The 23,337-nt window shown below is 70.4% G+C and carries 28 protein-coding genes and 1 riboswitch; of the genes, 11 read left to right on the forward strand and 17 right to left on the reverse strand.

The genetic code is table 11. The features are described from left to right. Positions 1-102: 102 nt before the first annotated feature. The gene (locus tag ACFYQ6_RS21050; protein WP_361584097.1) at positions 103-540 is read left to right on the forward strand and encodes a hypothetical protein; all 438 of its coding nucleotides are present in this window, start codon (positions 103-105) and stop codon (positions 538-540) included. 65 nt (positions 541-605) lie between these two features. Here ACFYQ6_RS21050 and mug read toward each other — a convergent pair whose 3' ends face one another. The 6 genes from mug to ACFYQ6_RS21080 all read right to left on the reverse strand — a co-directional run bounded on the left by mug (position 606) and on the right by ACFYQ6_RS21080 (position 7,175). Then, positions 606-1,181: a G/U mismatch-specific DNA glycosylase gene (gene mug, locus ACFYQ6_RS21055; RefSeq protein WP_388764255.1), complete on the reverse strand. Its 576-nt coding sequence runs from the start codon at positions 1,179-1,181 to the stop codon at positions 606-608. A gap of 19 nt (positions 1,182-1,200) precedes the next feature. Beyond that, positions 1,201-2,643 carry an adenylosuccinate lyase gene (purB, locus tag ACFYQ6_RS21060; protein ID WP_356744047.1) on the reverse strand — a complete coding sequence of 481 codons (1,443 nt, stop codon included), beginning with the start codon at positions 2,641-2,643 and terminating at the stop codon, positions 1,201-1,203. Positions 2,644-3,034: 391 nt separating this feature from the next. Then, a complete protein-coding gene (locus ACFYQ6_RS21065; protein ID WP_361584090.1) occupies positions 3,035-3,871 on the reverse strand; it encodes an SGNH/GDSL hydrolase family protein in 837 nt (278 codons plus the stop codon). A gap of 322 nt (positions 3,872-4,193) precedes the next feature. Continuing rightward, complete coding sequence (locus ACFYQ6_RS21070; protein WP_356744043.1) at positions 4,194-5,213, reverse strand: hemolysin family protein; 1,020 nt, start codon at positions 5,211-5,213, stop codon at positions 4,194-4,196. After that, positions 5,210-6,547: a hemolysin family protein gene (locus ACFYQ6_RS21075; RefSeq protein ID WP_361584086.1), complete on the reverse strand. Its 1,338-nt coding sequence runs from the start codon at positions 6,545-6,547 to the stop codon at positions 5,210-5,212. Before ACFYQ6_RS21075 ends, ACFYQ6_RS21070 begins: the two co-directional genes overlap by 4 nt. A 208-nt stretch (positions 6,548-6,755) precedes the next feature. Continuing rightward, positions 6,756-7,175, reverse strand: coding sequence for a GNAT family N-acetyltransferase (locus tag ACFYQ6_RS21080; protein ID WP_388764260.1), 420 nt, complete (start codon positions 7,173-7,175; stop codon positions 6,756-6,758). Between the two features lie 88 nt (positions 7,176-7,263). On the opposite strand from ACFYQ6_RS21080, the gene ACFYQ6_RS21085 reads away from it, so the two are divergent. Together ACFYQ6_RS21085 and ACFYQ6_RS21090 are read left to right on the forward strand one after the other, a co-directional pair. Beyond that, positions 7,264-7,491 (forward strand): antitoxin, encoded by a 228-nt coding sequence (locus ACFYQ6_RS21085; protein ID WP_073750044.1) that lies wholly within the window; start codon positions 7,264-7,266, stop codon positions 7,489-7,491. Then, positions 7,488-7,859, forward strand: a complete 372-nt coding sequence (locus ACFYQ6_RS21090; protein ID WP_361584079.1) for a fic family toxin-antitoxin system, toxin component — start codon at positions 7,488-7,490, stop codon at positions 7,857-7,859. The genes ACFYQ6_RS21085 and ACFYQ6_RS21090 overlap by 4 nt, the downstream gene beginning before the upstream one ends. A 103-nt stretch (positions 7,860-7,962) precedes the next feature. Here the strand turns inward: ACFYQ6_RS21090 and ACFYQ6_RS21095 are convergent, their stop codons facing one another. The 4 genes from ACFYQ6_RS21095 to bioB form a co-directional block, all read right to left on the reverse strand. Further along, positions 7,963-8,658 carry a class I SAM-dependent methyltransferase gene (locus tag ACFYQ6_RS21095; protein ID WP_361584076.1) on the reverse strand — a complete coding sequence of 232 codons (696 nt, stop codon included), beginning with the start codon at positions 8,656-8,658 and terminating at the stop codon, positions 7,963-7,965. A 70-nt stretch (positions 8,659-8,728) separates the two neighbouring features. Further along, entirely contained in the window at positions 8,729-9,418 is a 690-nt protein-coding gene (gene bioD, locus ACFYQ6_RS21100; protein ID WP_361584074.1) for a dethiobiotin synthase, read from the reverse strand. A gap of 1 nt (position 9,419) precedes the next feature. Further along, positions 9,420-10,724 carry an adenosylmethionine--8-amino-7-oxononanoate transaminase gene (locus ACFYQ6_RS21105; RefSeq protein WP_388764263.1) on the reverse strand — a complete coding sequence of 435 codons (1,305 nt, stop codon included), beginning with the start codon at positions 10,722-10,724 and terminating at the stop codon, positions 9,420-9,422. Continuing rightward, positions 10,717-11,913, reverse strand: a complete 1,197-nt coding sequence (bioB, locus tag ACFYQ6_RS21110; RefSeq protein WP_361584069.1) for a biotin synthase BioB — start codon at positions 11,911-11,913, stop codon at positions 10,717-10,719. Before bioB ends, ACFYQ6_RS21105 begins: the two co-directional genes overlap by 8 nt. Positions 11,914-12,056: 143 nt before the next feature. Here bioB and ACFYQ6_RS21115 point away from each other — a divergent pair, with 143 nt between their 5' ends. Next, entirely contained in the window at positions 12,057-13,205 is a 1,149-nt protein-coding gene (locus ACFYQ6_RS21115; RefSeq protein ID WP_361584067.1) for an 8-amino-7-oxononanoate synthase, read from the forward strand. Here ACFYQ6_RS21115 and ACFYQ6_RS21120 read toward each other — a convergent pair. Further along, a complete protein-coding gene (locus ACFYQ6_RS21120) occupies positions 13,198-13,404 on the reverse strand; it encodes a DUF397 domain-containing protein (RefSeq protein WP_361584065.1) in 207 nt (68 codons plus the stop codon). The genes ACFYQ6_RS21115 and ACFYQ6_RS21120 overlap by 8 nt on opposite strands. After that, a complete protein-coding gene (locus tag ACFYQ6_RS21125; protein ID WP_388764266.1) occupies positions 13,341-14,294 on the reverse strand; it encodes a helix-turn-helix domain-containing protein in 954 nt (317 codons plus the stop codon). Before ACFYQ6_RS21125 ends, ACFYQ6_RS21120 begins: the two co-directional genes overlap by 64 nt. Positions 14,295-14,519: 225 nt before the next feature. Here ACFYQ6_RS21125 and ACFYQ6_RS21130 point away from each other — a divergent pair, with 225 nt between their 5' ends. Next, positions 14,520-14,951, forward strand: a complete 432-nt coding sequence (locus tag ACFYQ6_RS21130; RefSeq protein WP_388764268.1) for an ATP-binding protein — start codon at positions 14,520-14,522, stop codon at positions 14,949-14,951. 51 nt (positions 14,952-15,002) lie between these two features. Here ACFYQ6_RS21130 and ACFYQ6_RS21135 read toward each other — a convergent pair whose 3' ends face one another. After that, on the reverse strand, positions 15,003-15,917 hold the full coding sequence (locus ACFYQ6_RS21135; protein WP_361584058.1) for a LysR family transcriptional regulator: 915 nt from the start codon (positions 15,915-15,917) through the stop codon (positions 15,003-15,005). Between the two features lie 72 nt (positions 15,918-15,989). On the opposite strand from ACFYQ6_RS21135, the gene ACFYQ6_RS21140 reads away from it, so the two are divergent. Further along, entirely contained in the window at positions 15,990-16,631 is a 642-nt protein-coding gene (locus tag ACFYQ6_RS21140) for a LysE family translocator (RefSeq protein WP_361584056.1), read from the forward strand. Positions 16,632-16,649: 18 nt separating this feature from the next. On the opposite strand, the gene ACFYQ6_RS21145 is transcribed toward ACFYQ6_RS21140, so the two are convergent. From ACFYQ6_RS21145 to ACFYQ6_RS21155, 3 genes are all read right to left on the reverse strand, one after another. Next, on the reverse strand, positions 16,650-17,120 hold the full coding sequence (locus tag ACFYQ6_RS21145) for a C40 family peptidase (protein WP_361584053.1): 471 nt from the start codon (positions 17,118-17,120) through the stop codon (positions 16,650-16,652). 3 nt (positions 17,121-17,123) lie between these two features. Beyond that, positions 17,124-17,320, reverse strand: a riboswitch (cyclic di-AMP (ydaO/yuaA leader). Between the two features lie 341 nt (positions 17,321-17,661). Then, a complete protein-coding gene (locus ACFYQ6_RS21150) occupies positions 17,662-17,970 on the reverse strand; it encodes a hypothetical protein (RefSeq protein WP_361584050.1) in 309 nt (102 codons plus the stop codon). A 7-nt stretch (positions 17,971-17,977) separates the two neighbouring features. Next, the gene (locus tag ACFYQ6_RS21155) at positions 17,978-18,613 is read right to left on the reverse strand and encodes an ATP-dependent Clp protease proteolytic subunit (RefSeq protein ID WP_361584047.1); all 636 of its coding nucleotides are present in this window, start codon (positions 18,611-18,613) and stop codon (positions 17,978-17,980) included. A 97-nt stretch (positions 18,614-18,710) separates the two neighbouring features. Here ACFYQ6_RS21155 and ACFYQ6_RS21160 point away from each other — a divergent pair, with 97 nt between their 5' ends. After that, positions 18,711-18,992: a type II toxin-antitoxin system Phd/YefM family antitoxin gene (locus ACFYQ6_RS21160; protein ID WP_361584044.1), complete on the forward strand. Its 282-nt coding sequence runs from the start codon at positions 18,711-18,713 to the stop codon at positions 18,990-18,992. A 121-nt stretch (positions 18,993-19,113) separates the two neighbouring features. On the opposite strand, the gene ACFYQ6_RS21165 is transcribed toward ACFYQ6_RS21160, so the two are convergent. Continuing rightward, complete coding sequence (locus tag ACFYQ6_RS21165) at positions 19,114-20,109, reverse strand: ABC transporter permease (protein ID WP_361584041.1); 996 nt, start codon at positions 20,107-20,109, stop codon at positions 19,114-19,116. A 108-nt stretch (positions 20,110-20,217) separates the two neighbouring features. Between ACFYQ6_RS21165 and ACFYQ6_RS21170 the strand changes: the two genes are divergently transcribed. From ACFYQ6_RS21170 to ACFYQ6_RS21185, 4 genes are all read left to right on the forward strand, one after another. Continuing rightward, positions 20,218-20,838 (forward strand): TetR/AcrR family transcriptional regulator, encoded by a 621-nt coding sequence (locus ACFYQ6_RS21170; RefSeq protein WP_361584038.1) that lies wholly within the window; start codon positions 20,218-20,220, stop codon positions 20,836-20,838. A gap of 139 nt (positions 20,839-20,977) precedes the next feature. Continuing rightward, positions 20,978-21,280, forward strand: coding sequence for an urease subunit gamma (locus ACFYQ6_RS21175; protein ID WP_145811582.1), 303 nt, complete (start codon positions 20,978-20,980; stop codon positions 21,278-21,280). Positions 21,281-21,294: 14 nt separating this feature from the next. Beyond that, entirely contained in the window at positions 21,295-21,606 is a 312-nt protein-coding gene (locus ACFYQ6_RS21180) for an urease subunit beta (RefSeq protein WP_361584035.1), read from the forward strand. Then, a complete protein-coding gene (locus ACFYQ6_RS21185) occupies positions 21,599-23,320 on the forward strand; it encodes an urease subunit alpha (protein ID WP_388764273.1) in 1,722 nt (573 codons plus the stop codon). Before ACFYQ6_RS21180 ends, ACFYQ6_RS21185 begins: the two co-directional genes overlap by 8 nt. Positions 23,321-23,337: the final 17 nt, after the last annotated feature.

Consider the following 23,337-nt stretch of genomic DNA (forward strand, 5'->3'; position numbering starts at 1 on the left):
TCAGCGGGGCCAGACACCGAGACACCGGCCGACGGAGTTCCAGGAACGCGGGGTACGGCCTGCGGGAGGCCATGTGTCAGTGGGGGACGGTTTACTGACGGTATGACCACCGCACATCACCTCCGCCTCATCGACGGGATGCGCACCAAGGACTTTCCCCTTGAGCGCCTTCCGTCGGGCTCGGGAGTCAGCGGACCCGGCTACCACACCGCAATCCTCCACGGCGAGGACGGCCAAGAGGAAGGAGACGAGGCGGACCGTGCCGAACACCGGGCGCGGTGCCTGGCCGAACACGACGCCCTGCTCACACTGCTCACACTGCGATGGGGCGAACCGCAGGTCGTCAGCTTGTGGAGCGCACAGGAACGGATGATGGCCGGCGAGGCGATAGCCGAACCCTGGAGTGAAGCGGTCGCGAGCTGCGAGTACCTCCAGCTGTGGCGTGCGGAGGACCGATGGATAGCAGTGGTGCTCCACACGGAGGACGAGGGGACGGGATGCGAGTTGGGAGTTCTGGTGACGGTGGTCGACCCGCCCTGAGCGGTCCGGACGCCTCAACCCTCGATGCGGCAGACACAGGGGTGTCCCGCTGCAACAGGCTCGGGCTAGCCTCGGGAAGTCGTGGGGCTCGTCCAGGCGGAGGAGTCATGGCCGACCGCCACCAACAGCCGGGCGTACTCGTCCGCCATGGTGCTCACCGTCCAGTGGGCGTTCAGGCCACTCGGGTTGGGCAGAGCCCAGACCCTCGCCCCGCCGATGACGCGGTCCTGCGGCCCTATCGGGGCACGGCGTTCACCGAAGGCGGTGCGGTACGCAGTGACGCCGACGACTGCGAGCCACCGCGGGCGGAGTGCCTCCACCTTGGCCGACAGCAGCCTGCCGCCCTCACGGAACTCGTCCGGGTGCAGCTCATCCGCCCGCGCCGTCGCCCTCGCCACCACGTTGGTGATGCCCAGGCCGTATCGCAGCAGCTCGTCCTGTTCCGACGGTTTCAGCTGCCTGGGCGTGAAACCTGACCGATGCAGCACCGGCCAGAAGCGATTGCCCGGGTGGGCGAAGTGGTGCCCCGTGACCGCGGTCATGAGGCTGGGATTGATCCCGCAGAACAACACGCGCAGGCCGCCCGCGGCCACGTCGGGTACGACGCGGCCGCGAGCGGCCTGGAGTTCCTCGGGCGTCATCCGCAAAGGGAGAACTCCGTCAGAGGATGGAGCCGGGGGTGTAACCGGCGGCTTCGGGGTGCTGCTTGGCGATCTCTTCGATCCGGGCCACCAGGGAGGTGACCTGATCGCCCGCCGCGCCGGTGAAGGACAGCTTGTCGGCCATCAGAGCGTCGAGCTCCGCCCGGTCGAGGGGGATGCGCTCGTCGGCGGCCAGTTTGTCCAGCAGCTCGTTGCGCTCCGCGCCCTGCTCCCGCATGGCGAGTGCCGAGGCGACCGCGTTCTCCTTGATGGCCTCGTGGGCGACTTCACGGCCGACCCCGGCCCGCACCGCGCCCATCAGCACCTTCGTGGTGGCGAGGAAGGGCAGGTAGCGGTCCAGCTCGCGCGCCACGACCGCGGGGAACGCGCCGAACTCGTCGAGGACGGTGAGGAAGGTCTCCAGCAGACCGTCGAACGCGAAGAAGGCGTCAGGCAGCGCGACACGGCGAACCACGGAACAGGACACGTCGCCCTCGTTCCACTGGTCGCCTGCCAGCTCGCCGGTCATCGAGGCGTAACCGCGCAGGATCACCATCAGGCCGTTGACCCGCTCGCAGGAGCGCGTGTTCATCTTGTGCGGCATGGCCGAGGAGCCGACCTGTCCCGGCTTGAAGCCCTCGGTCACCAGCTCGTGTCCGGCCATCAGCCGGATCGTCTTGGCGACCGACGACGGTGCGGCGGCCAGTTGCACCAGCGCCGTCACCACGTCGTAGTCGAGGGAGCGGGGGTAGACCTGACCGACAGAGGTGAAGGCGTGGGCGAAGCCGAGGTGACCGGCGATGCGCTGTTCCAGCTCGGCGAGCTTGCCCGCGTCGCCGCCGAGCAGGTCGAGCATGTCCTGCGCCGTGCCGACGGGCCCCTTGATGCCGCGCAGCGGGTACCGGCCGAGGAGGTCCTCCAGTCGCCCGTACGCCACCAGCAGCTCGTCCGCCGCGGTCGCGAAGCGCTTGCCGAGTGTCGTCGCCTGAGCGGCGACATTGTGTGAACGGCCTGCGATGACCAGCTCGCGGTACTCCGCCGACAGCTTGCCGAGCCGCGCCAGAACGGCCACGGTGCGGTCGCGCATCAGCTCCAGCGAGAGCCGGATCTGCAACTGCTCGACGTTCTCGGTCAGGTCCCGGGAGGTCATGCCCTTGTGGACCTGCTCGTGGCCGGCGAGGGCGTTGAACTCCTCGATCCGGGCCTTCACGTCGTGCCGGGTGACCTTCTCGCGCTCCGCGATGGAAGCAAGGTCGACCTGGTCGATCACACGCTCGTAGTCGGCCAGCGCGGCGTCGGGCACCTCGATGCCGAGGTCCTTCTGAGCGCGCAGCACCGCCAGCCACAGCTGACGTTCCAGCTTCACCTTCTGCTCGGGGGACCAGAGGACGGCCAGCTCCGTAGAGGCATAGCGGCCGGCCAGGACATTGGGGATGCGAGGCTTCGCAGACACAGCAGTCACGTGTCCGGATTCTACTGGCGGTTTCTGCAGGTCCGCGCCGCGGGCCGGTCTGTGCGTTCCTACAAGCCCTGGTCAGCCCTGATCGCAAGCCCTGGTCCGCCCTGGTCGCAGGCCCGGGGCTGCTCTGGTCCGCACGCTGGTCCCGTCCGTTCCGCACGCTGGTCCCGCCCGTTCCGCACGCCGGTCCCGCCCGGTCCGCGCAGTGCCGCCGGGCATGAAGCGCCGGTCGTGGAACGACCGGCTCAGGCCTACCGGCGGAGCGAAAGGCCCGGCCGGACGGCCGACAGCAAGCAGCGGCAGTGAGCCGCAGGCGGCAGTAGTGAGAACAGTCGTCGGCGGCCGGCGGCCGGTTCCCGCGCGCTGTCGGCGAGGGCTCGCGACCGGGTCGGCGTCAGCTGTCCAGCCGACGCCAGCCCGTCACCGGCCCGGGAGCCGTCGCGTCCCCGGGGGTGATCCAGAAAGCCTTTCCGAGGGCCGCGTCGAACTGCGCTCCGGCGCGCCCGTCACCGGACGAGCGCCCGGTGAGCCGCCGCGCGATCCAGGGCACCAGGTGCTGCCGGGCGAAGCGGATGTCCTCGACCCGTCGCTGAGCCCACCGCGCGGGCGGGGTCACGGGCATGGGAACCCGCCAGTCGTCCTCCGCCGGCAGCCCCAGCGTCTGCCAGACGGCCTCGGCGACCCTGCGATGCCCCTCGGCCGTCAGGTGCAGCCGGTCGACGTCCCACATCCGTGGGTCGCCCAGCGAGGGCACGCCGTACAGGTCGGCCACCAGCGCGCCGTGGCGCTCGGCCAGATCGCCCACCAGCGAGAACAGCTCCTCCATGCGCGGGCGGAAGCGCTCCATCACAGGGCCGTTCCTGCCAGGGCTGCGCATCAGCACCAAGGTCTTGCAGGACGGAGCCAGCCGCTCCACGGCCTCCTCCAGCCGGTCCCGCACCATGCCCATGTCGCACTTGGGCCGAAGCGTGTCGTTCAGCCCGCCGACGAGCGTGATCACATCCGGCTGCAGAGCCGCTGCGACGGCGACCTGCTCGTCCACGATCTGGCTGATGAGCTTTCCCCGCACGGCAAGGTTGGCGTACCGGAATCCCGGTGTGCGGGCCGCGAGCCGGGAGGCGAGGACATCGGCCCACCCGCGGTAGGAACCGTCGGGCAGCAGGTCCGACATGCCCTCGGTGAACGAGTCGCCGACCGCGACGAGACTGGTGTAGGAGGCATTCAATTCCATGTCGCTGCCGATCGTACCGCGACGGGCCCCGAGGCCCATACGTGAAGGGACCGGCTCGGGGCAGAGGCCGTCGGCGGGTGGGGTCACCTGAGGGTCATCCGGGCATGACGGCTCGACGGAGGGCCAGGATGGGGGACCGCTGGGATAACCGCGCCCTCGCAGACGACGGGAAAACCGCGCTCTCGCAGACGGCGGGGAAACCGCGCTCTCGCAGACGACCGGAAAGCCGCCGCCCTCGCAGACGACGGGAAACCGCTGCCCTCGCAGACGATGGAGAGGGACGCGACCGCGGCCGCGCCCCTCTCCGTCGTCACGCCGCTAGTCAGCGGTTCTGGGGCCTGCCCACCAGCTCACGCAGGACGTCCTCCATCGTGATCATGCCGGCCAGGCGGCCGTCCTCGTCCAGCACGGCCGCGAGATGCGTACGGCTCCGCCGCAGAGCGGTCAGCACGTCGTCCAGCGGCGTTGCCGCGCGTACCCGTGCGATCGGCCGCAGAGCGGTCACCGGGAACGGGAGATCGCGGGGCGCAGCGTCCAGGGCGTCCTTCACATGCAGGTAGCCGATGATCCGCTGCTCGCTGTCCATCACCGGGAAGCGGGAGAAGCCGGACTCGTGCGAGAGCCGCTCCAACTCCTCCGGAGTCGTCCCGACCCTGGTGTAGAGCACCCGGTCGACCGGCAGGAGCACGTCCCTGACCGGTCGGCGGCCCAGTTCCAGCGCATGGCGCAGCCGGTCCGCCGAGCGGTCGTCGACGAGCCCCGAGTCCTCGGCGTCCTTGACGAGCCGTGCCAGTTCGTCGTCGGAGAACGTCGCAGCGACCTCGTCCTTCGTCTCCACCCGCAGGAGCTTGAGCAGGGTGTTCGCGAAGGCGTTGATCGTGAAGATCACCGGCCGCAGCGCCCTGGCCAGGGTCACCAGAGGCGGACCCAGCAGCAACGCCGTCCGGACGGGTTCGGCGAGCGCGATGTTCTTCGGCACCATCTCGCCCAGCAGCATGTGCAGATACGTCGCCGCCGTGAGGGCGATGACGAACGAGATCGGATGCACCAGACCGTGCGGCACGCCCACCGAGTCGAACAGGGGCTCCAGCAGATGGGCGATCGCGGGCTCGGCCACGATGCCCAGCACCAGCGTGCAGAGCGTGATGCCCAGCTGTGCGGCGGCGAGGAGCGCCGAGACGTGCTCGAGGCCCCAGATGACGCTGCGCGCCCGTCGGTTCCCCGCCTCTGCCTCAGGTTCGATCTGACTGCGCCGTACGGAGATCAGTGCGAACTCCGCGCCGACGAAGAACGCGTTGACCACCAGGGTCAGGAGGCCGATGAAGAGCTGGATCGCGATCATCGCTCAGCCTCCGCCGACTCTTCGTCCACCGCGACCGGTGCGTGCAGCAACGCGCGCGCCGCGCGATGACCCGAGGCGTCCACCACGTCGATCCGCCAGTCCGTGAGCTCGATGGTGTCGCCGACCACAGGGATGCGCCCGACCTCCGTCGCGATCAGACCTGCCAGGGTCTCGTACGGCCCGTCCGGGACGCGCAGCCCGATGGTGCGGAGCTGGTCCGTGCGGGCGGCTCCGTCGGCGGACCACAGGGTTCGGCCGTCGGCGTCCTCACCGGCGGGTGCCAGGTCGGGGGTCTCGTGCGGGTCGTGTTCGTCCCGCACCTCGCCGACCACTTCCTCCACGATGTCCTCCAGCGTCACGACTCCCGCCGTGCCGCCGTACTCGTCGATGACGACCGCCATGGCGAGCTTGCCGGAGAGGCGGTCCAGCAACCGGTCCACAGTCAGCGTCTCGGGTACGAGCAGCGGCTCTCGCAGCATCTCCGACACGCGCTTACGGGGTCGCTCGTCAGCCGGAATGGCCAGTACGTCCTTGATGTGCGCGACACCGACCACCGTGTCCAGGCTTCCCCGGTAGACGGGGAAGCGGGAGAGACCGGTCGCCCGGGTGGCGTTCGCGACGTCCTCGGCGGTGGCCTGCACCTCCAGGGCCGTGACCTGGACGCGGGGTGTCATCACGTTCTCCGCGGTCAGCTCGGACAGGTTGAGGGTGCGGACGAAGAGCTCGGCCGTGTCGGCCTCGAGCGCGCCCTCCTTCGCGGAATGACGTGCCAGGGCCACCAGCTCCTGAGGGCTGCGCGCCGAGGCGAGCTCCTCGGCCGGTTCGAGGCCGAAACGGCGCACGATCCGGTTGGCGGTGTTGTTGAGGTGGCTGATGAACGGCCGGAAGACGGCCGTGAACATCCGCTGCGGTGTGGCGACCACCTTCGCGACCGCCAGCGGGGAGGAGATCGCCCAGTTCTTCGGGACGAGTTCACCGACCACCATCAGGACCACGGTGGACAGGGCGGTGCCGATCACCAGTGCCACTGAGGAGGACACACCGGGCGACAGCCCGATCGCCTCGACGGGTCCCCGGATCAGCTTGGCGATGGACGGCTCGGAGAGCATGCCGACCACCAGGTTGGTGACCGTGATGCCGAGCTGTGCGCCCGAGAGCTGGTAGGTCAGGCTGCGTACGGCCTTGAGGGCCCCCGCCGCACCCCGCTCGCCCCGTTCGACGGCCCGTTCCAGGTCGCTGCGCTCGAGCGTGGTCAAGGAGAATTCGGCCGCCACGAAGGCGCCGCAGGCGAGGGAGAGCAGTACCGCCACGAGAAGCAGAAGCACTTCGGTCATCGGTTCACCTCCGTCCCATGATCGGGCAGGGACAGGAGGCTCGCGCGGTGTCGGCGGTATCTACTACTGGGGGGCTCGCCCATGGGCGGACGCTCACACCTTTCGAAGGGGTCGGACGGTCGAGATCACATAGTAAAGGACCGGCAAAATCCGGCTTGCCGCAGAGGTCGAGCGGCTGGTCAACGGCCTCTGGCAGCTCCTTACCCGCTCAGAGGGACTTGACCCAGCGCCGCCAGTGGTCTTCGCGATGGTAGCCACCGGCTGTCCATGTGTGATGGGCCTGAGTGTTGACCTCGAGGACCATGGCGTCCACCCGCCGCCCGCCGAGGGCGAGGAAACGCCGCTCCGCGGCATCCATCAGCTCCCGGGCGATGCCCTGCCGGCGGAACTCGGGATGCACGGCGAGCCGGTAGGCCGAACAGCGCCATCCGTCGTACCCCGCTATGACCGTCCCGGCGAGCCGGCCGTCGCATACGGCGAGGAGCAGGGCTTCGGGGTCCCGGTCGATGAGCCCGGCGACTCCGTCGCGGTCGTCCGTGATGCTGATTCCCTCCGCGGCTTCGCGCCAGAACCGCAGCACGGCGTCGATGTCCGAAAGGGTGGCGTGGCGGATTTCGAGGTCGGTCATGGCCAGAGCCAACCAGACCGCGTGAGGAGAACGGTACGCGCCTCCGCTCCTCTTGCGGGTGCTAGCGCGCACGCGCTAGCGTGAGGGCGTGCCCAAGACTCAGCTGAACGTTCGAGTGGACGAGGCCACCGCCGAGGCCGCGCGACAGCGTGCCCTCCAGCGGGGGATGAGCGTGAACCGTTACATAGAGGAGCTCGTCAAACAGGATGCGGGCGAAGTGGGACACACCTTCGTCGAGGCCGCGGCCGACTTCATGAAGCAGTACGAGTCGGTGTTCGCCGAGGAGTTCGGCACGGAGCGCAAAGGCACCCGTTGAACCTGCAGATCGACCTTTCCTGGCTGCTCATGGTCGCCGAGCACAAGACGCCCGGTGATCCACAGGTCGTCGACTGGGGCGCGCTGGTCGCCGCTGTCAGCCGGCACGAGGCAGAGATCTTCGGCAGCCCCGTCTACAGCGACCCGCACTCCCGGGCGGCTGCCCTGTTGCAGCTGCTTCTCCACGTGCCCGCGCTCGAACACTCGAACGCGATGTTCGCCTCCGCCGTCGCCTACGGCTATCTCGTCGCCTCAGGACTGAAGATCATCACCTCGCCCGAGCAGGTCCGCGATCTCGCGCGGCTCGTGAAGGAGGGAAAGGCGGATGTCAGGGCCATCGCGGACGAACTCCGCCGCTGGAGCCTGTGACGGAGCCCGCACCGTCTGGAGCCTGTGACGGTGCCCGCACCGCTCTGACGGGCACCCGTGAGGGCGGCCGCAAGGCATCCGCCGAGGGAGCCCGACCCTCGCTCTAGTGGGTCGGGTCCGACCGGTCCACCACTGCGGACCGCCTGGCCACGCCCAGCACGCACGGGGTGGTCGGCAGCTGCACGCCGTGCTCGGGGATGCGGAACCTGCGGTACATCCCCAGCTCGAAGCCCGCCTCCTCCAGAGCCGTGATCGTGTCGCGTGACGTGTGGCAGCCCCCGAAGAACAGGGGCCAGAAAGTGCGGTCCACCGCGCGCTGTGCCGTCGCCAGCGCCCGGCCCTCCGCCAGGGTGTGCTCGAAGAAGCGCAGCTCGCCCCCCGGCCTGAGCACCCGCTTGATCTCCGCCAGGGCCCGGGGGAGGTCCCGTACGGTGCACAGGACCAGCGATGCCACCGCCGCGTCGAAGGCCTCGCTCTTGACCGGCAGCGCCTCCGCGGTGCCAGGCACCACATCGACCGGCACCTCCGCACGCAGCGCGGCGTCCGCCGCCAGCCGGCGCAGGTTCCGCTCGGGCTCGATCGCCACCACTTCCGATACGGCACCCGAGTAGTGCGCGAAGTTGAGGCCGTTGCCCGCGCCGATCTCGATGACCCGTCCGGAGAGACCGGAGAGGAGCTCCTCACGATGAGCCGCGATGCCGCCCTTGAGGTCGGCGGCCACGCTCATCCTGGCGTAGAAGCGGGCGAACACGGGGTGGTGCACCGCGTCCCGCGGGGTTCTCGTGTTGCGCCGGCTCATGAGGGGCCTCCTTCACGCAGGGGGATACCGCTCCTCCTGCATTCTCCCCCGTACGGGCCCGCTCAGCCGCTCATCCACCGACCCGGTTTCCGCCGAGTTCGGGCGCGAGCCAACTCGCCGCTCTCGCACGGAAGTCGGCGGGGGCCAGCGCGCCTGCTCCGGCCGGAACCGCACCCAGGAGCGGCACACCCGCCGCCACCGGCAGGTCCTCGACATTGCACCGTGACGCCAGGTCGGGCTCGGCCGGCATGCTGCCCACCACCACGCCGGGGCAGACGAGTCCGCGCGCCCGCAGGGCCTCCGTCGTCAGAGCCGTGGCGTTGAGTGTGCCCAGGCCCGCAGGGGCCACGACCAGCACGGGCGCGGCCATCAGCCGTGCGGCGTCCGCGAGCGTGGCCCCCTGTTCGTCGAAGCGCACCAGCAACCCGCCCGCGCCCTCGACCAGCACCAGATCGTGCTCGGTCGCCAGCTTCTGCGCGGCATCTGCGATCTCGTACGGGCGTACGGGGGCGAGGCCGGCGCGGCGCGCTGCGGTCTCGGGTGCCAACGGCTCGGGGAACCGGGCCAGTTCGACCGCTGTCACATGGGCCCCGGCCAGCCGGGCCACCTCCGCGGCATCGCCCGCCTCGCCCGGACCGAGCCCGGTCTGGGCGGGCTTGAGCACCGCGACACGGCGGTCCCGGCCGGCCGCTGCCAGCGCCGCCGTCACGATCGTCTTGCCGATCTCGGTGCCCGTACCGGTCACCACCAGGATCGTCATCTCAGCCTTCCTTCGCCGCCGCGCACACGGCCCGGCAGATTCGTGCCACATCGTCGTCACCGGTCACATAGGGCGGCATCGTGTACACGAGATCGCGGAACGGGCGCAGCCACACGCCCTCCCGCACCGCCGCCCGGGTGGCCGCCGCCATGTCCACCTCGTGGTCCAGCTGTACGACCCCGATCGCGCCCAGCACCCGGACGTCCTGCACGCCCGGCAGTTCCACGGCCTCGGCCAGGCCGCGCCGCAGGCCGCCGCCGATCCGCTCCACCTCCCGCTCCCAGTCCTGACCCAGGAGGAGGTCGACGGAGGCGCAGGCCACCGCCGACGCCAGCGGGTTCCCCATGAACGTGGGCCCGTGCGCCAGTACCGGCACCTCTCCGCTCGATATGCCCTCTGCCACCCGCGACGTACACAGCGTCGCCGCAAGCGTCAGATAGCCACCGGTCAGAGCCTTGCCGACACACATCACGTCCGGCGAGACCCCGGCGTGCCCGGCGGCGAACAGCTTGCCGGTGCGGCCGAAGCCCGTCGCGATCTCGTCGAACACGAGCAGGACGTCGTGGGCGTCGCAGACCTCGCGGAGCACCCGCAGATAGGCGGGCGAGTGGAAGCGCATCCCGCCCGCACCCTGGACCACCGGCTCCACGATCACCGCCGCCAGTTCGTCGGCGTGGGCGGCCACCAGCTCGCGCAGGTGCGTCACGTACGCGACGTCCGGCTCGGCGTCGAAACCGTCCGGTGGCGCGTCCGCGAAGACCTGCCGGGGGAGGGCGCCGGACCACAGCTCGTGCATCCCGCCCTCGGGGTCACACACCGACATCGGCTGCCAGGTGTCCCCGTGGTAGCCGCCGCGCCAGGTCAGCAGCCGGTGCTTGCCCGGCCGGCCTATCGAACGCCAGTACTGCAGGCACATCTTCACCGCGACCTCGACCGCGACGGAGCCGGAGTCGGCGAGGAAGACGTGCCGCAGCGGCTCCGGGGTGATCTCCACCAGCCGGGTCGCGAGCCGGACGGCGGGCTCGTGGGTGAGCCCGCCGAACATCACGTGGCTCATCCGGTCCAGCTGCCCGCGGGCCGCCTCGTTGAGGACCGGATGGTTGTAACCATGGACCGCCGACCACCAGGAGGACATACCGTCCACCAATTCCGCCTGCCCCTCCGCGGCTTCGGCGAGCCGGAGGCGGACACCGGACGCGGACTCCACGACCAGCGGCTCCTGCCGCCCGGGCATCGGGCCGTAGGGGTGCCAGACATGGGCCCGGTCCAGGGCGAGGAGGTCGGCGGGGCGGAGCGGATCAGGCATTGGGGGCGAGATCCGTCCCCGCACCACGACGGCGTACCGCCACCAGGTCCGTGCGTGCAGCGACGGCTTCCGTCGCCTGAGCCGCAGGCACCCCCACCGTCTCCGATGTGGCCGGAACGCTCCCCGCCGCGTCACCGCACGGAGCGCAGCCCCCGTCGTGTGATCCGCAGCCGCCGGCCGGCTGCGCGCGGTGCTCGGGCAGCGTGGTCGTCCCCGCGCCCTCCACCTCGAACCCGGCGTCCGCGATCATGTCGAGGTCGGTCTGGCCGGACTGTCCCTCACTGGTCAGATAGTCACCCAGGAAGATGGAGTTGACCAGGTTCAGGGCGAGCGGCTGCATCGAGCGCAGGTGGACCTCGCGCCCGCCCGCGAGCCGTACCTCGACGTCAGGACAGACGAACCTGACCATCGCCAGGATGCGCAGGCACCGCTGGGGCGTGAGGTGCCACTTCTTCGCGAGCGGTGTCCCCTCCATGGGGATCAGGAAGTTCACCGGCACCGAATCGGGGTCGAGCGCGCGCAGCGAGAAGACGACGTCCACCAGATCGGCGTCGGACTCGCCCATCCCGGCGATCAGACCGGAACAGGCCGACAGACCGGCAGCCTGGGCCTGCTGCACGGTGTCCACCCGGTCGGCGTACGTGTGGGTGGTCGTGATGTCCCCGTACGTCCCCTCCGAGGTGTTGAGGTTGTGGTTGTACGCGTCGGCGCCCGCCGACCGGAGCCGGTCGGCCTGGCCCTCCGACAGCAGACCGAGGCAGGCGCACACCTCGACGCCTTCGTGCTGCTCCTTGATGGCTTCGATCGTCCGAGACACCCGGTCCACGTCCCGGTCGGTCGGCCCACGGCCGCTCGCCACCAGGCAGACCCGCTTCGCGCCGCCCGCCACACCAGCGGCGGCGGCCTTCGTCGCCTGGTCCGGTTTCAGCCAGGTGTACTTGAGGATCTCGGCCTTGGAGCCGAGCCGCTGCGAGCAGTAGGAGCAGTCCTCCGGGCAGAGCCCGGACTTCAGGTTCACCAGGTAGTTCAGCTTGACGCGGCGCCCGAACCACTGGCGTCGCACCTTTCCGGCCGCGGCCACCACGTCGAGCAGTTCGTCGTCGGAGGTCGCCAGCACGGCGAGAGCCTCGTCACGGGTCGGCAGTTCGCGCCGCAGCCCCTTGTCCACCAGCGTGTTCAGCAGGTCCATGGGCTTGATCCTGACGTACGGCACCGCCATCGGCCAAGGAGGAACCGGACAGGAGAGCCGGCCGATGCTGTGTGTATTGCCACACCCTGGCCTGTTGCGCACCCGGTTAGGGTCTGTGAGCTGCCTACAAAAGGGACCCGCTCATGTCCTACGCCCCATTCGACTGGATCGACGACGCGGCGCGCCGCCGTGCCGACGCCGGACTCGTCCGGTCCCTGCGCCCCAGGCCGTCCGGGACGGATGTGCTGGACCTCGCCGGCAACGACTATCTGGGGCTCACCCGGCACCCCGAGGTCACCTCGGCCGCCGGCGAGGCCGCCCGTGAGTGGGGTGCGGGCTCCACCGGTTCGAGGCTGGTCACCGGGTCCACCGCACTCCACGCCGAATTGGAGCGGGAGCTCGCCGACTTCTGCGGGTTCGAAGCGGCCCTCGTGTTCTCCTCGGGTTACGCGGCCAATCTGGCGGCTCTCACCGCGCTGACCGGACAGGATTCACTGATCGTCTCCGACGCGGGCAACCACGCCTCGATCGTCGACGGCTGCCGCCTCTCCCGGGCGGCCGTCGCCGTCGTGCCGCACGCGGATCCCGAGGCCGTACGCAAGGCGCTCCGCGCACACGGTGGACGGGCGCTGGCCGTGACCGACTCGGTCTTCTCGGTGGACGGCGACGCAGCCCCCCTGCCCGCCCTCGCGGACGTCTGCCGCGAAGCGGGCGCGGCCCTCCTGGTGGATGACGCGCACGGGCTGGGCGTCCTGGGTGAGGGCGGGCGAGGCGGCCTCGCCGCCGCCGGGCTCGCGGGCGGCGAGGGGATCGTCGCCACGCTGACCCTGTCGAAGTCGCTGGGCAGTCAGGGCGGTGCGATCCTCGGCCCGGCCCGCGTCATCGGTCATCTCGTCAACACCGCCCGTACGTTCATCTTCGACACCGGGCTCGCGCCGGCGGCGGTGGGTGGAGCACTGGGCGCCCTGCGGCTGCTGCGCCGGGAGCCCGGACGCGCGGCCGCGGCCGGGAGGGTCGCGGCCGAGCTGTACGGGCGGCTCACCGCCGCCGGGCTCACCGCCGTACGCCCCGACGCCGCCGTCGTGTCCGTCCGCGCGCCCTCGGCGGAGGCCGCCGTGCGCTGGGCGGCCGACTGCCGCGGTGCGGGCCTGGCGGTGGGATGCTTCCGGCCGCCGTCGGTGCCGGACGGGATCTCGCGGCTCAGGCTGACGGCGCGTGCGGACCTCACGGAGAAACAGATCGCTTTCGCCGTAGGGACGGTCCTCGCGACGGCGCCCGTGCCCGTCAGCTGATCAGCGGCCCGTGCAGTCCGGCCACGAAGGTCGTCCAGGCTCCCGCCGAGAAGCGCAGCGGTGGCAGGGTCACGTCCTTGGAGTCCCTTACCGCCAGCCGGTCCTCGCCGAGCCGTGCGGCTTCCACGCAGTTGTTCATCCCGGTGCTGCGGCTGCTGCGCCGCCACCTGGGGCCGGGCTGTGCGGGACGGTCGGACATCGTGCCCCCCTCGGGCAGTCTGAAGGTTCCGCCTGACCGCCGTGGCCTACTGCGGCGATGAGGTCCAGCGAACGCTCCGGCGACAGCGCGTGAGCCTGCATGGAGCGGAAGGCCGAGCTGTACGCCGCAAGGTCTTCTTTCCGCTCCAGATAGAGGCTACTCGTCAAATGGTCAAGAACGACCACATCCAGATCGGAAGTGTTCGGAAAAGAGAAGATAACGAAAGGCCCTGTGAGCCCGATGTAGCTCCCGGCCTCGAACGGAAGTAACTGGATTGTCACGTGGGGCAGTTGTGCCGAGTGCGCAAGGTGGCGCAGCTGTTCCCGCATCACGCCGGGGCCGCCGACCCGCCGCCGGAGGACGGCCTCGTCGATCACGGCGCTGAGCCGCAGAGGGGTGGAGTCGTACAGAACGCTCTGCCGGGCCAGCCTGATCTCCACCAGGGAGTCGAGCTGTGCGGGCGGAAGCCCGTCCAGCGTGGACCGGGTCACCGCTCGCGCGTAGTCGGCGGTCTGGAGCAGCCCCGGCACCACCGAGGTCTCCAGAGTCCGGGCCGCACCGGCCTGGGACTCCAGGCTGATGAAGTCCCGGTACTGAGGCGGGATGAGACCGCGGTAGGCGTGCCACCAGCCGCTTCCGCCGCCACCGGCCGAGCCGGCCAGTTGCTGGAGCAGTGAGCGCAGTTGCCCGTCGTCCACGCCGTAGACGTCCAGAAGGCGGCTCACATCACCCTCGGTCACCCCGCTCGTGCCCGTCTCGATCCGGCTCACTTTCGACTGATTCCAGCCCAGCCTGTCCGCGGCCTCCCGGCTGGTGAGCCCGGAAACCTGGCGCAGGCCGCGCAGCTCCTCCCCGAGTTTGCGTCGGCGTACCGCCGGACCGTGGCGCATGTCGGCTCCTCTCCTCCTGCGGGGAGCCGCCTGCGGCGGCGGCCCGGAAAGTGGCCAGTGTGACGCTTGTGTACGGCTACGGGTGAGAGTTCACCGGAATGGGCGACAGATATATGCATATCTTGGCGGATGGCCGTCACCGAGGGCCGTATCGGTGGCACTCTGGCGCGAAGCACAATCCAGGCCGATCGCGGGTCGGTCAGGCGGGAAAGGGACGGCGTCGCCATGGCAGACCAGCAAGAAGCAACTGTCACCCTGCCGAGCGACCCGGTCTCGGTGTCCCGGGCCCGGAGACACGTGGCGCGCGTACTCGCCGAGTGGGGTCTCGCGGACGGGAGCGAGACCGCTGACGCCATCCAGCTGATCGTCTCGGAACTCGCGACGAACGCGGTCCAGCACACCTTCGGGCAGTCACCCACCTTCACCGTGGACCTGCGCCTCGACCGTGACGTCGAGTTGTATCTGGGAGTCACGGACAGCCACCCCCGCTGGCCCCAGCGCCTGCCCGCGGCCGTACGGCAGGACAACGGCCGCGGCATGGTGATCGTCCGGGCGCTCGCCAAGGAAAGCGGTGGCCGACTCAGCGTCAGCCCGACTCCGGACGGGGGCAAGACCGTGTCGATCGAGCTCCCATGGGCCGTTCCCACGCAGGCCTGAACCCCCACGGGCGGGCCGCCGCATCGGACCGGGCGAGCGCTTGCCCTACGGCTACGACGTGGTGGCACGGCCGAATCCGCTGCGCAGCAGCGCCGTCAGCGTCTCCGCGGCCGCCAGGTTCCGGGGCCCCCGGTGCACCACCGAGATTGTTCGCCGGAACGCAGCCGGCTCCAGGCGCCGCACGGCGAGTGGTGCCGGCGACATCGCCGCGACCATCTCCGGCACGACCGCCGCGCCGAGGCCCGCACTGACCAGCGCGCACACCAGGGCGTAGCCGGGCGACTCGCACACCACGGCGGGCGTCGCCCCCGCCTCGGCGAGCGCACGCTCCACCCCGCGCCTCGGCGGGTGCTCCGGCGCGCTGCTGATCAGTGGCCGGCCCGACAGTTCGGACACGGGCAGCGGGCCGCTGCCCTCGGACAGCATCTGGCCGACGGCGGTCACGAGCACCAGCTCCTCGACGAGCAACGGCTCCGAGAACACTCCCGCAGGCAATGGATCAGGGGCCGCCGGCTCGTACGCGTGGGTCAACGCGAGATCCACGTCGCCCGCCGCCACCGCTGCGACCCCGGCCGGCGGCTCGTAGTCCGTGACGGCCAGCTCAACGTCAGGGTGGGCACGGCGGAACGCGGTGAGCACCGGGGGCAGCAGGTGGATCCCGGCGGTGACGAAGGTGCCCACCCGCAGCCGGCCCCCCGAAAGCCCGGCGAGTCGGGCAAGCTCGTGCCGCGCCTGGTCCATCTCGTCCAGGACGCGCCTGGCACGCCCCGCCAGCAGCTCGCCGGCCACCGTGAGCCGTGCGCCACGGTGGTGCCTCACCAGCAGGGCCGCCCCGGCCTCCCGCTCCAGCTTGGCCAACTGCTGCGAGAGCGCGGGCGCGGTGTAACCCAGCCGAGCCGCTGCCCGGGTGATCGAGCCGGCCTCGGCCACCGCCACCAGCGCGGCCAGCCGTGTGGGGTCGTACATTAAGCATTCCTTTTGGCGGACCCAGGAGATTGCAAGTACACGCTAAAGGCTTCGGGCGTTCAAGGTGGACCCATGGACGCACAACTGCTCGCTTTCGTCGCCGTGGCCGCGGGTATGGTCGCGCTGCCCGGCGCGGACTTCACCGTCGTCGTACGCAACGCGCTCGCCTCTCGGCGGTCCGGTCTGGCCTCGGCGGTGGGGGTGGCCGGAGGGCTGCTGGTGCACACCGCGCTCGCCGTCGCCGGGCTCGCCGCCGTGCTCGTGACCATGCCGGTCCTGTTCCGTACCGTTCAGCTGCTCGGCGGCGCCTATGTGCTCTGGCTCGGGCTCAGCGGCCTGTACGCGCTGCGGCGGAACGTGGTCCGGGGAGAAGCGGCCGAGGAAGGGCCGGGTGGCGGAACGCCGACGACGTGGGCCCGCTCCCTGCGCCAGGGCTTCCTGACGAACGCCCTCAACCCGAAGGCACCCGTCCTCTTCCTCAGTCTGCTGCCCCAGTTCGTTCCCGACGGCTCGCCGCCACTCCCCAGGACCTTGCTGCTGGCCTCGGTGGTCGTGCTGCTCGCGCTCGTCTGGTTCCCCGCCGTGGCGCTGCTGGTGGACCGCCTGGGCCGGTGGCTGCGCCGGCCGCGTACCGCCCGTGCGATCGAGGGCGGCAGCGGCACGGCGCTCACCGCGCTGGGACTCGTACTGGTGACCGGGCCCCTGCTGCGCTGACCCGGAGGGGGAGAGCTCTCAGCGGACCCTCCCGTACCAGACGCTGTTGGACCAGATCCGCTCCAGCCGGACCACGGCCCCGGTCTTCGGTGAGTGCCACATCTTTCCGTTGCCGGCGTAGATACCGACGTGGTAGACGCTGCGACCCGCGTGAAAAAAGACCAGGTCGCCGCGTTTCCGCTGCGACCTGGAGATATGGCGGGTCTTGTTGTACTGCTGCTGGGCCGTGCGGGGGAGTTTCTTGCCCGCTTTCTTGAACGCGTAGAGCGTGAGGCCGGAACAGTCGAACCTGTGGGGGCCGGTGGCCCCCCATCTGTACGGCGCACCCTTCTTGGAGGCCGCGATGTCGAGCGCCCTCGTCGAATGGCCTGCGGCCTCGGCCTCGTTCACGAGACCGGGGGCCAGCATCGTGGTGCCGACGGCGAATGTGAGAACCGAGGCCGTACCGACCCGGGCGATGAGAGACGGGACATGAACCTGCGCAGGCATGCGCAACCCTTCGTCAGCCGCCTGTGAAGGATGACCTGTCGGGTTCGGGCTGGCGAAGTTGCCCGGCCGCGCGAAGCGGCTTCACCCCGAGGGCTGTCCGGATGTCCGGTCGGCCCGTTGTGCTCGGGTCCTCCACTCCTGCCGATCCACTCCTGTCGACCAGGCATCCGGACGGCGGCAGGACTCGGCGTCCGCCCGGACCGCCCCGCCGCGGTGGCGGGGGCTTGTCGTCCCAGGGATCTTTACGCACGCACCGCCCCTTTTCCTCGTCGAAGTTCCGATATGTGAGAGTCGTCACCACTGATCCGTTCGGGTGGACGGGGCCTGCCCGAGGACCGGGCGCTGCTGCCGGACCAGCCGCGTACCAGCGACGGAACGATGGATTCCGCTCAGCGTCCGCATCCGCTGCGCAAGTTGGGTCGTCCCTCGGGCGGGGGAGCCCCTGAGCCGAACGAGCGAGGAAAACTCATCACCTGGCCGGGCGTGTCGGGTGAGGGGGCCGAAAGGCGGGCCGGACGCCGGAGTCGGGCGTGCTCCGCGGTCAACTCGACGCGGCCGGGGGCAGTGCGACGCGGCCGGCGCGCCGCTCCCCGTCCAGGAGTCGCAGTGCCCGGGCCAGCGTGGCCGCGTGGATCTGTGACTCGCCCCGCTCGTGCATCAGCGCGAGTGCGTCGCGGAGGGCGGTGGCGCGGGAGGCGAGCGCCTGTGCGGCGCGAAGCGCTCCATAGGTGTCGCTGCCGCGCGCGGGGTTGATGCGGCCGAGCTGGTCGAGGGTCTCCAGGTAGCAGTCGATGAACTCGGCCTCGGCGCGGGTCAGTGCGGGGAGCGGCGGGAACTGGGGCGAAAGCATCGGGCGTTCACCTCGCGGGATGCGGCGGCAGGGACGGCATGCGGTTCTCCACGACGTGGTCCACCAGCCCGAACGCCAGGGCGGCGGGCGCGTCGAGAACGGTGTCCCGGTCGATGTCGGCGCTGATCTCCTGTACGGAACGCCCCGTGTGACGCGCCAGCATGGCCGTGAGCAACTCGCGCTCGCGCAGCAACTCGGAGGCCGCGATCTCGAGATCGGAGGGCTGCCCCCGCAACGGCTCGTCCAGGGCGGGTTGCTGGATGACTACCCGGGAGCCGGGCAGGGCATGTCGGCGTCCGGGCGCACCGGCCGCGAGGAGTACCGCGGCGCTCGATCCCGCCTGTCCGAGACAGAAGGTCTCCACCTCGCACGCCAGGTAGCGCATGGTGTCGTAGATCGCTGTCATGGCGTTGAAGGAGCCACCGGGCGAGTTGATGTAGAGGGACAGCGGACGGTCCGGATCCGCGTGCTCCAGGTACATGAACTGAGCGATCAGATCGGTCGCCGCCGTGTCGTCGACCGGCGTGCCGAGAAAGACGATGCGCTCGGACAGGAGCTTCGCGTACGGATCCGTCGTCCGGGGCCCGTAAGCGGTGCGCTCGGTGAACTCGGGCAGGACGTGGCGGTCGGCGGGACGGAACATGGCGGACCCTCTCCTCTGATTTCCCACAGGTGGAACCGGCCCGTACGAGCAGTACGTAAAAAATGTACAGGACGTACAGACGGTTATGATGGGAACCATGGCCTACGAGATTCCGGTGACGCAAGCCCGCGCAGAGCTCGCCGAGCTGATCAACCGTGTTGTGTACGGCGGCGAGAGGGTGGTCGTGACGCGCCATGGCAAGCCGCTCGTGGCGCTGGTTTCCGCCGCTGATCTGCAACGACTCGAGAACGAGGAGCAGCCGGCCGAGGAGCAGGTGATCCGTTCGGTCTCGTCGATCCACTCGACGTCATCCGCTGAGGGCGAACGGCGCCGCTTCGGTATCGCCGCGGAACACCGCGGTCACGGCCAGGACGACTGACCGGGCGCAGAGCGGGTGGAGTGAAGGCCGGGCGGCGGCGACCACTGGAGCGCCGCCCGGACGCCAAGCGGCCGCGCACTCCCTCGCGGGGAGCGCGCGGCCTGTTTCGGGTGCGGGCGGGTCAGTGGGCGAGCGCCGCGTCCGGAGCGCTGCTCACGGAGGCCGTGGGGGTGACGGACTTCGGGCGCGTGCGGCCCGCGATCAGTACGGCGGCCAGGCCCAGGAGCGCCCACAGGGTGAGGGCGAGCGCGGGCCTGCCTCCCGCGTTCCCGTCGAAGAAGGCGACGGAGCGCAGCAGGGAGCCCCCGGCGCCCGGCGGCAGCCACTGGCCGATCGCCCCGACCGGTGAGGGCAGCAGTTCGGGCGCGCTGGTGACGCCGGAGAACGGATTGCCCAGCAGCACGATCAGCAGCGCCCCTACGCCTATGCCCCGCGTCCCGATCAGGGCGGCGAATCCCGCTACCGTCGCACCCGCCGCCAGCGTGGTCAGCGCGATGACGCCCGCCTCGGTCCACCAGTCGCCCGTGATCACTCCGAGCCAGCTGTGGGCCAGGGCGGTGGCGGCGACGCCGACCAGTGCCGCCGCGCCCGTCAGGGCCGCTCCCGCCCGGGCGCCGCGCAGATGCAGCAGGGTCACGAGGGCTCCCGCGGCTACTCCCGCGAGGGTCAGCGGCAGCACGCTCGCCCCGAGCGCTCCGCCGCGAGGATCGGTGTCGGGGGCGGCGACGACGTCCGTGACCGGTACCGCGGTTCCGCCGGGTGCCGCCTTCGCGACCGCCTCGGTGAGCAACTGCGCGACGACGGGACTCGCGGCCGAGGCGGTGAGCAGGCGGGGGCCCTCGGCCGTGACCACGACCGCGCCGTATACGGCCCGGTCCTCGATCGCGGTGCGGGCGGCGTCCGCGTCTGCGTACCGGTGGACCTCGAAGGCGCCGTCCCGGCTCTCGAACTGCTTCTCCAGCCGCTCCGCGGCCGGTGCCGCGCCGGCCACTCCCACGGGCAGGTCCCGCGGGGCGATCCGCGCGGCGGGCCAGGCGAAGGCCCAGAGTGCCAGCGTCACGATGAGCGGAACGAGCAGAGTGACCGCCACCGCACGGTGGTTCGGTGCAGCAGGCATGACGAGCGCCTCGTTTCAGAGAGAAGGATCGTTCGTTTTAGATGTGCGTCCACTGTCACGCCGGTGGGGGAGCTTGTCAAGAATGAATGTTCGTTTTAGGTTTGCGCCATGGCACGCGTATCCCAGGAGCACCTCGACGCCCGCCGCCGGCAGATCCTCGCGGGCGCCGCGCGCTGCTTCGCCCGCAGCGGCTTCCACGGCACGTCCATGCAGGACGTGCTGAAGGAGGTCGGGCTGTCGGCCGGAGCCGTCTACCGCTACTTCGCCGGCAAGGGGGACCTGATCGCGGCCATCGCCGACGACGCGTTCCGGATCATCCGCAAGGCGTTCGAGGAGGCGGTGGACCTCGTTCCGCCGCCGACCCCCGACGTGCTGCTGGGGAGGGTGATGCGCGGCGTCCTCGAAGGGCGGATCTTCGACCTGGAGCGCCGCGAGTGTGCCGCGCTCATGGTCCAGGTGTGGGCAGAGACCCTGCGGGACGACCGGCTGGCGCAGACCCTCGGGGAGGGCTTCGCGGGCATGCGGGAGGCCTGGACGAAGCTGGTGGAGGCCTATCGCGCCGCCGGTCTCATGCCGCCCGGTGTGCCTGCCGACGACGTCGCCCGCACCATGATCGCGACCGCGCAGGGCTTCCTGGCGCAGGAGGCACTGTTCGGCGGGGCCGAGCCCGAGGTCCTGGAGAGCGGGCTGCGCGGGCTGATGTCCATGGTTCCGCAAAAGATCAGTTAACGCGCCGGAAAAACTTCCGCCCTAACGTGCAATACCTGGCCGCGGAATCCTCTTCATCGTTCAACAGAGTGTTGAAGGCGGGATAGGGTCCCGCTGCGCCCGGGGCAGGTACCGGGCGGAAGACGAAGAGGGTGGAAGCGTGCAACTGACTCCGCACGAACAGGAACGCCTGCTCATCCATGTGGCGGCCGATGTCGCAGAGAAGCGCCGGGCACGTGGGTTGCGGCTGAATCACCCCGAGGCGATCGCGCTGATCACTTCCCACCTGCTGGAAGGGGCGCGCGACGGCCGCACCGTGGCCGAACTGATGGCCTCCGGCAGGAAGGTGCTCACCCGGCAGGACGTCATGGACGGCATCCCCGAGATGATCCACGACGTCCAGGTCGAGGCCACCTTCCCGGACGGCACCAAGCTCGTCACCGTCCACGACCCGATCGTCTGACGGGGGATCGGCCGATGATTCCCGGAGAGATCCTGTACGCGGACGGTCCGGTGCCCCTCAACGACGGGCGCCCCGTCACCCGCCTCACCGTCCTCAACGCCGCCGACCGGCCCGTGCAGGTCGGCTCCCACTACCACTTCGCCGAGGCCAACCCGGGCCTGGACTTCGACCGCGGTGCCGCCCACGGGCTGCGGCTGAACATCGCCGCCGGGACCGCCGTGCGCTTCGAGCCCGGCATTCCCGTCGACGTCGAACTCGTCCCGCTCGCAGGACTGCGCATCGTCCCCGGACTGCGCGGCGACACCGGAGGTCCGCTCGATGCCTGAACTCAGCCGCCCCGTGTACGCCGACCTGTTCGGGCCCACCACCGGCGACCGCATCCGGCTCGCGGACACCGATCTCGTTGTCGAGATCGAGGAGGACAGGTCAGGCGGCCCCGGACGTGCGGGTGACGAGGCCGTGTTCGGCGGGGGCAAGGTGATCCGTGAGTCGATGGGCCAGGCGCGCACCACGCGTGCGGAAGGCGCGCCCGACACCGTCGTCACCGGCGCCGTCATCATCGACCACTGGGGCATCGTCAAGGCCGACATCGGCATCCGCGACGGCCGTATCACCGGCATCGGGAAGGCCGGAAACCCCGACACCATGGACGGTGTCCACCCGGACCTGGTCATCGGACCCGAGACGGAGATCATCGCGGGCAACGGCAAGTTCATCACCGCCGGAGCCATCGACGCACACGTCCACTTCATCTCGCCGACCCTCGTCGACCAGGCCCTGGCCTCCGGCATCACCACGCTCGTCGGCGGCGGCACCGGGCCGGCGGAGGGAACCAAGGCGACGACGATCACCCCCGGCCCCTGGCACCTCGCCCGGATGTTCGAGGCGCTCGAGGGCTACCCCGTCAACATCGGACTGCTCGGCAAGGGCAACACGATGTCCCGCGAGGCCATGCGTTCCCAGCTGCGCGCCGGTGCGCTGGGATTCAAGATCCACGAGGACTGGGGTGCCACTCCCGCGGTCATCGACGCCTGTCTGAGCGTCTGCGAGGAGACCGGCGCCCAACTCGCCATCCACACCGACACGCTCAACGAGGCCGGCTTCGTCGCCGACACCCTGGCCGCCATCGCGGGGCGCTCCATCCACGCGTACCACACGGAAGGCGCGGGGGGAGGGCACGCGCCCGACATCATCAGCGTGGTCTCGGAGCCGTACGTACTGCCCAGCTCCACCAACCCGACCCGGCCGCACACCCTCAACACCATCGACGAACACCTCGACATGCTGATGGTCTGCCACCACCTGAATCCCACGGTGCCGGAGGACCTGGCCTTCGCGGAGTCCCGGATCCGGCCCTCGACCATCGCGGCCGAGGACATCCTCCACGACCTCGGAGCCATCTCGATCATCTCCTCCGACTCGCAGGCCATGGGGCGCATCGGTGAAGTGATCCTGCGGACCTGGCAGACAGCTCACGTGATGAAGCGGCGCCGCGGCGCCCTGCCGGGCGACGGCCGCGCCGACAACCACCGTGCACGTCGCTATGTCGCCAAATACACGATCAACCCGGCTGTGGCCCAAGGGCTCGACCGGGAGATCGGATCCGTCGAGACCGGCAAACTCGCCGACCTGGTCCTGTGGGACCCGGCCTTCTTCGGGGTCAAGCCGCAGACAGTGATCAAGGGAGGCCAGATCGCGTACGCGCAGATGGGCGACGCGAACGCCTCGATCCCCACCCCGCAGCCGGTCATGCCCCGCCCGATGTTCGGAGCCGTGGGCAGGGCGCCCGCAGCCAACTCCCTGAACTTCGTCTCCGCATCGGCCGTCGAGGACGGGCTCCCGGAACGTCTGGGTCTGGGCAAGGCGTTCGTACCGATCAGCAGCACCCGAGGCGTCACCAAGGCGGACATGCGCGAGAACGACGCCCTGCCCCGGGTCGAGGTCGACCCCGACAGCTTCGCCGTGACCATCGACGGCGATCCGGTCGAACCCGCCCCCGCCGCCGAACTGCCCATGGCGCAGCGGTACTTCCTCTTCTGAGGGCAGGACAGCACTTC

It is taken from the genome of Streptomyces sp. NPDC005494 (assembly GCF_042872025.1).
GTDB lineage: Bacteria > Actinomycetota > Actinomycetes > Streptomycetales > Streptomycetaceae > Streptomyces.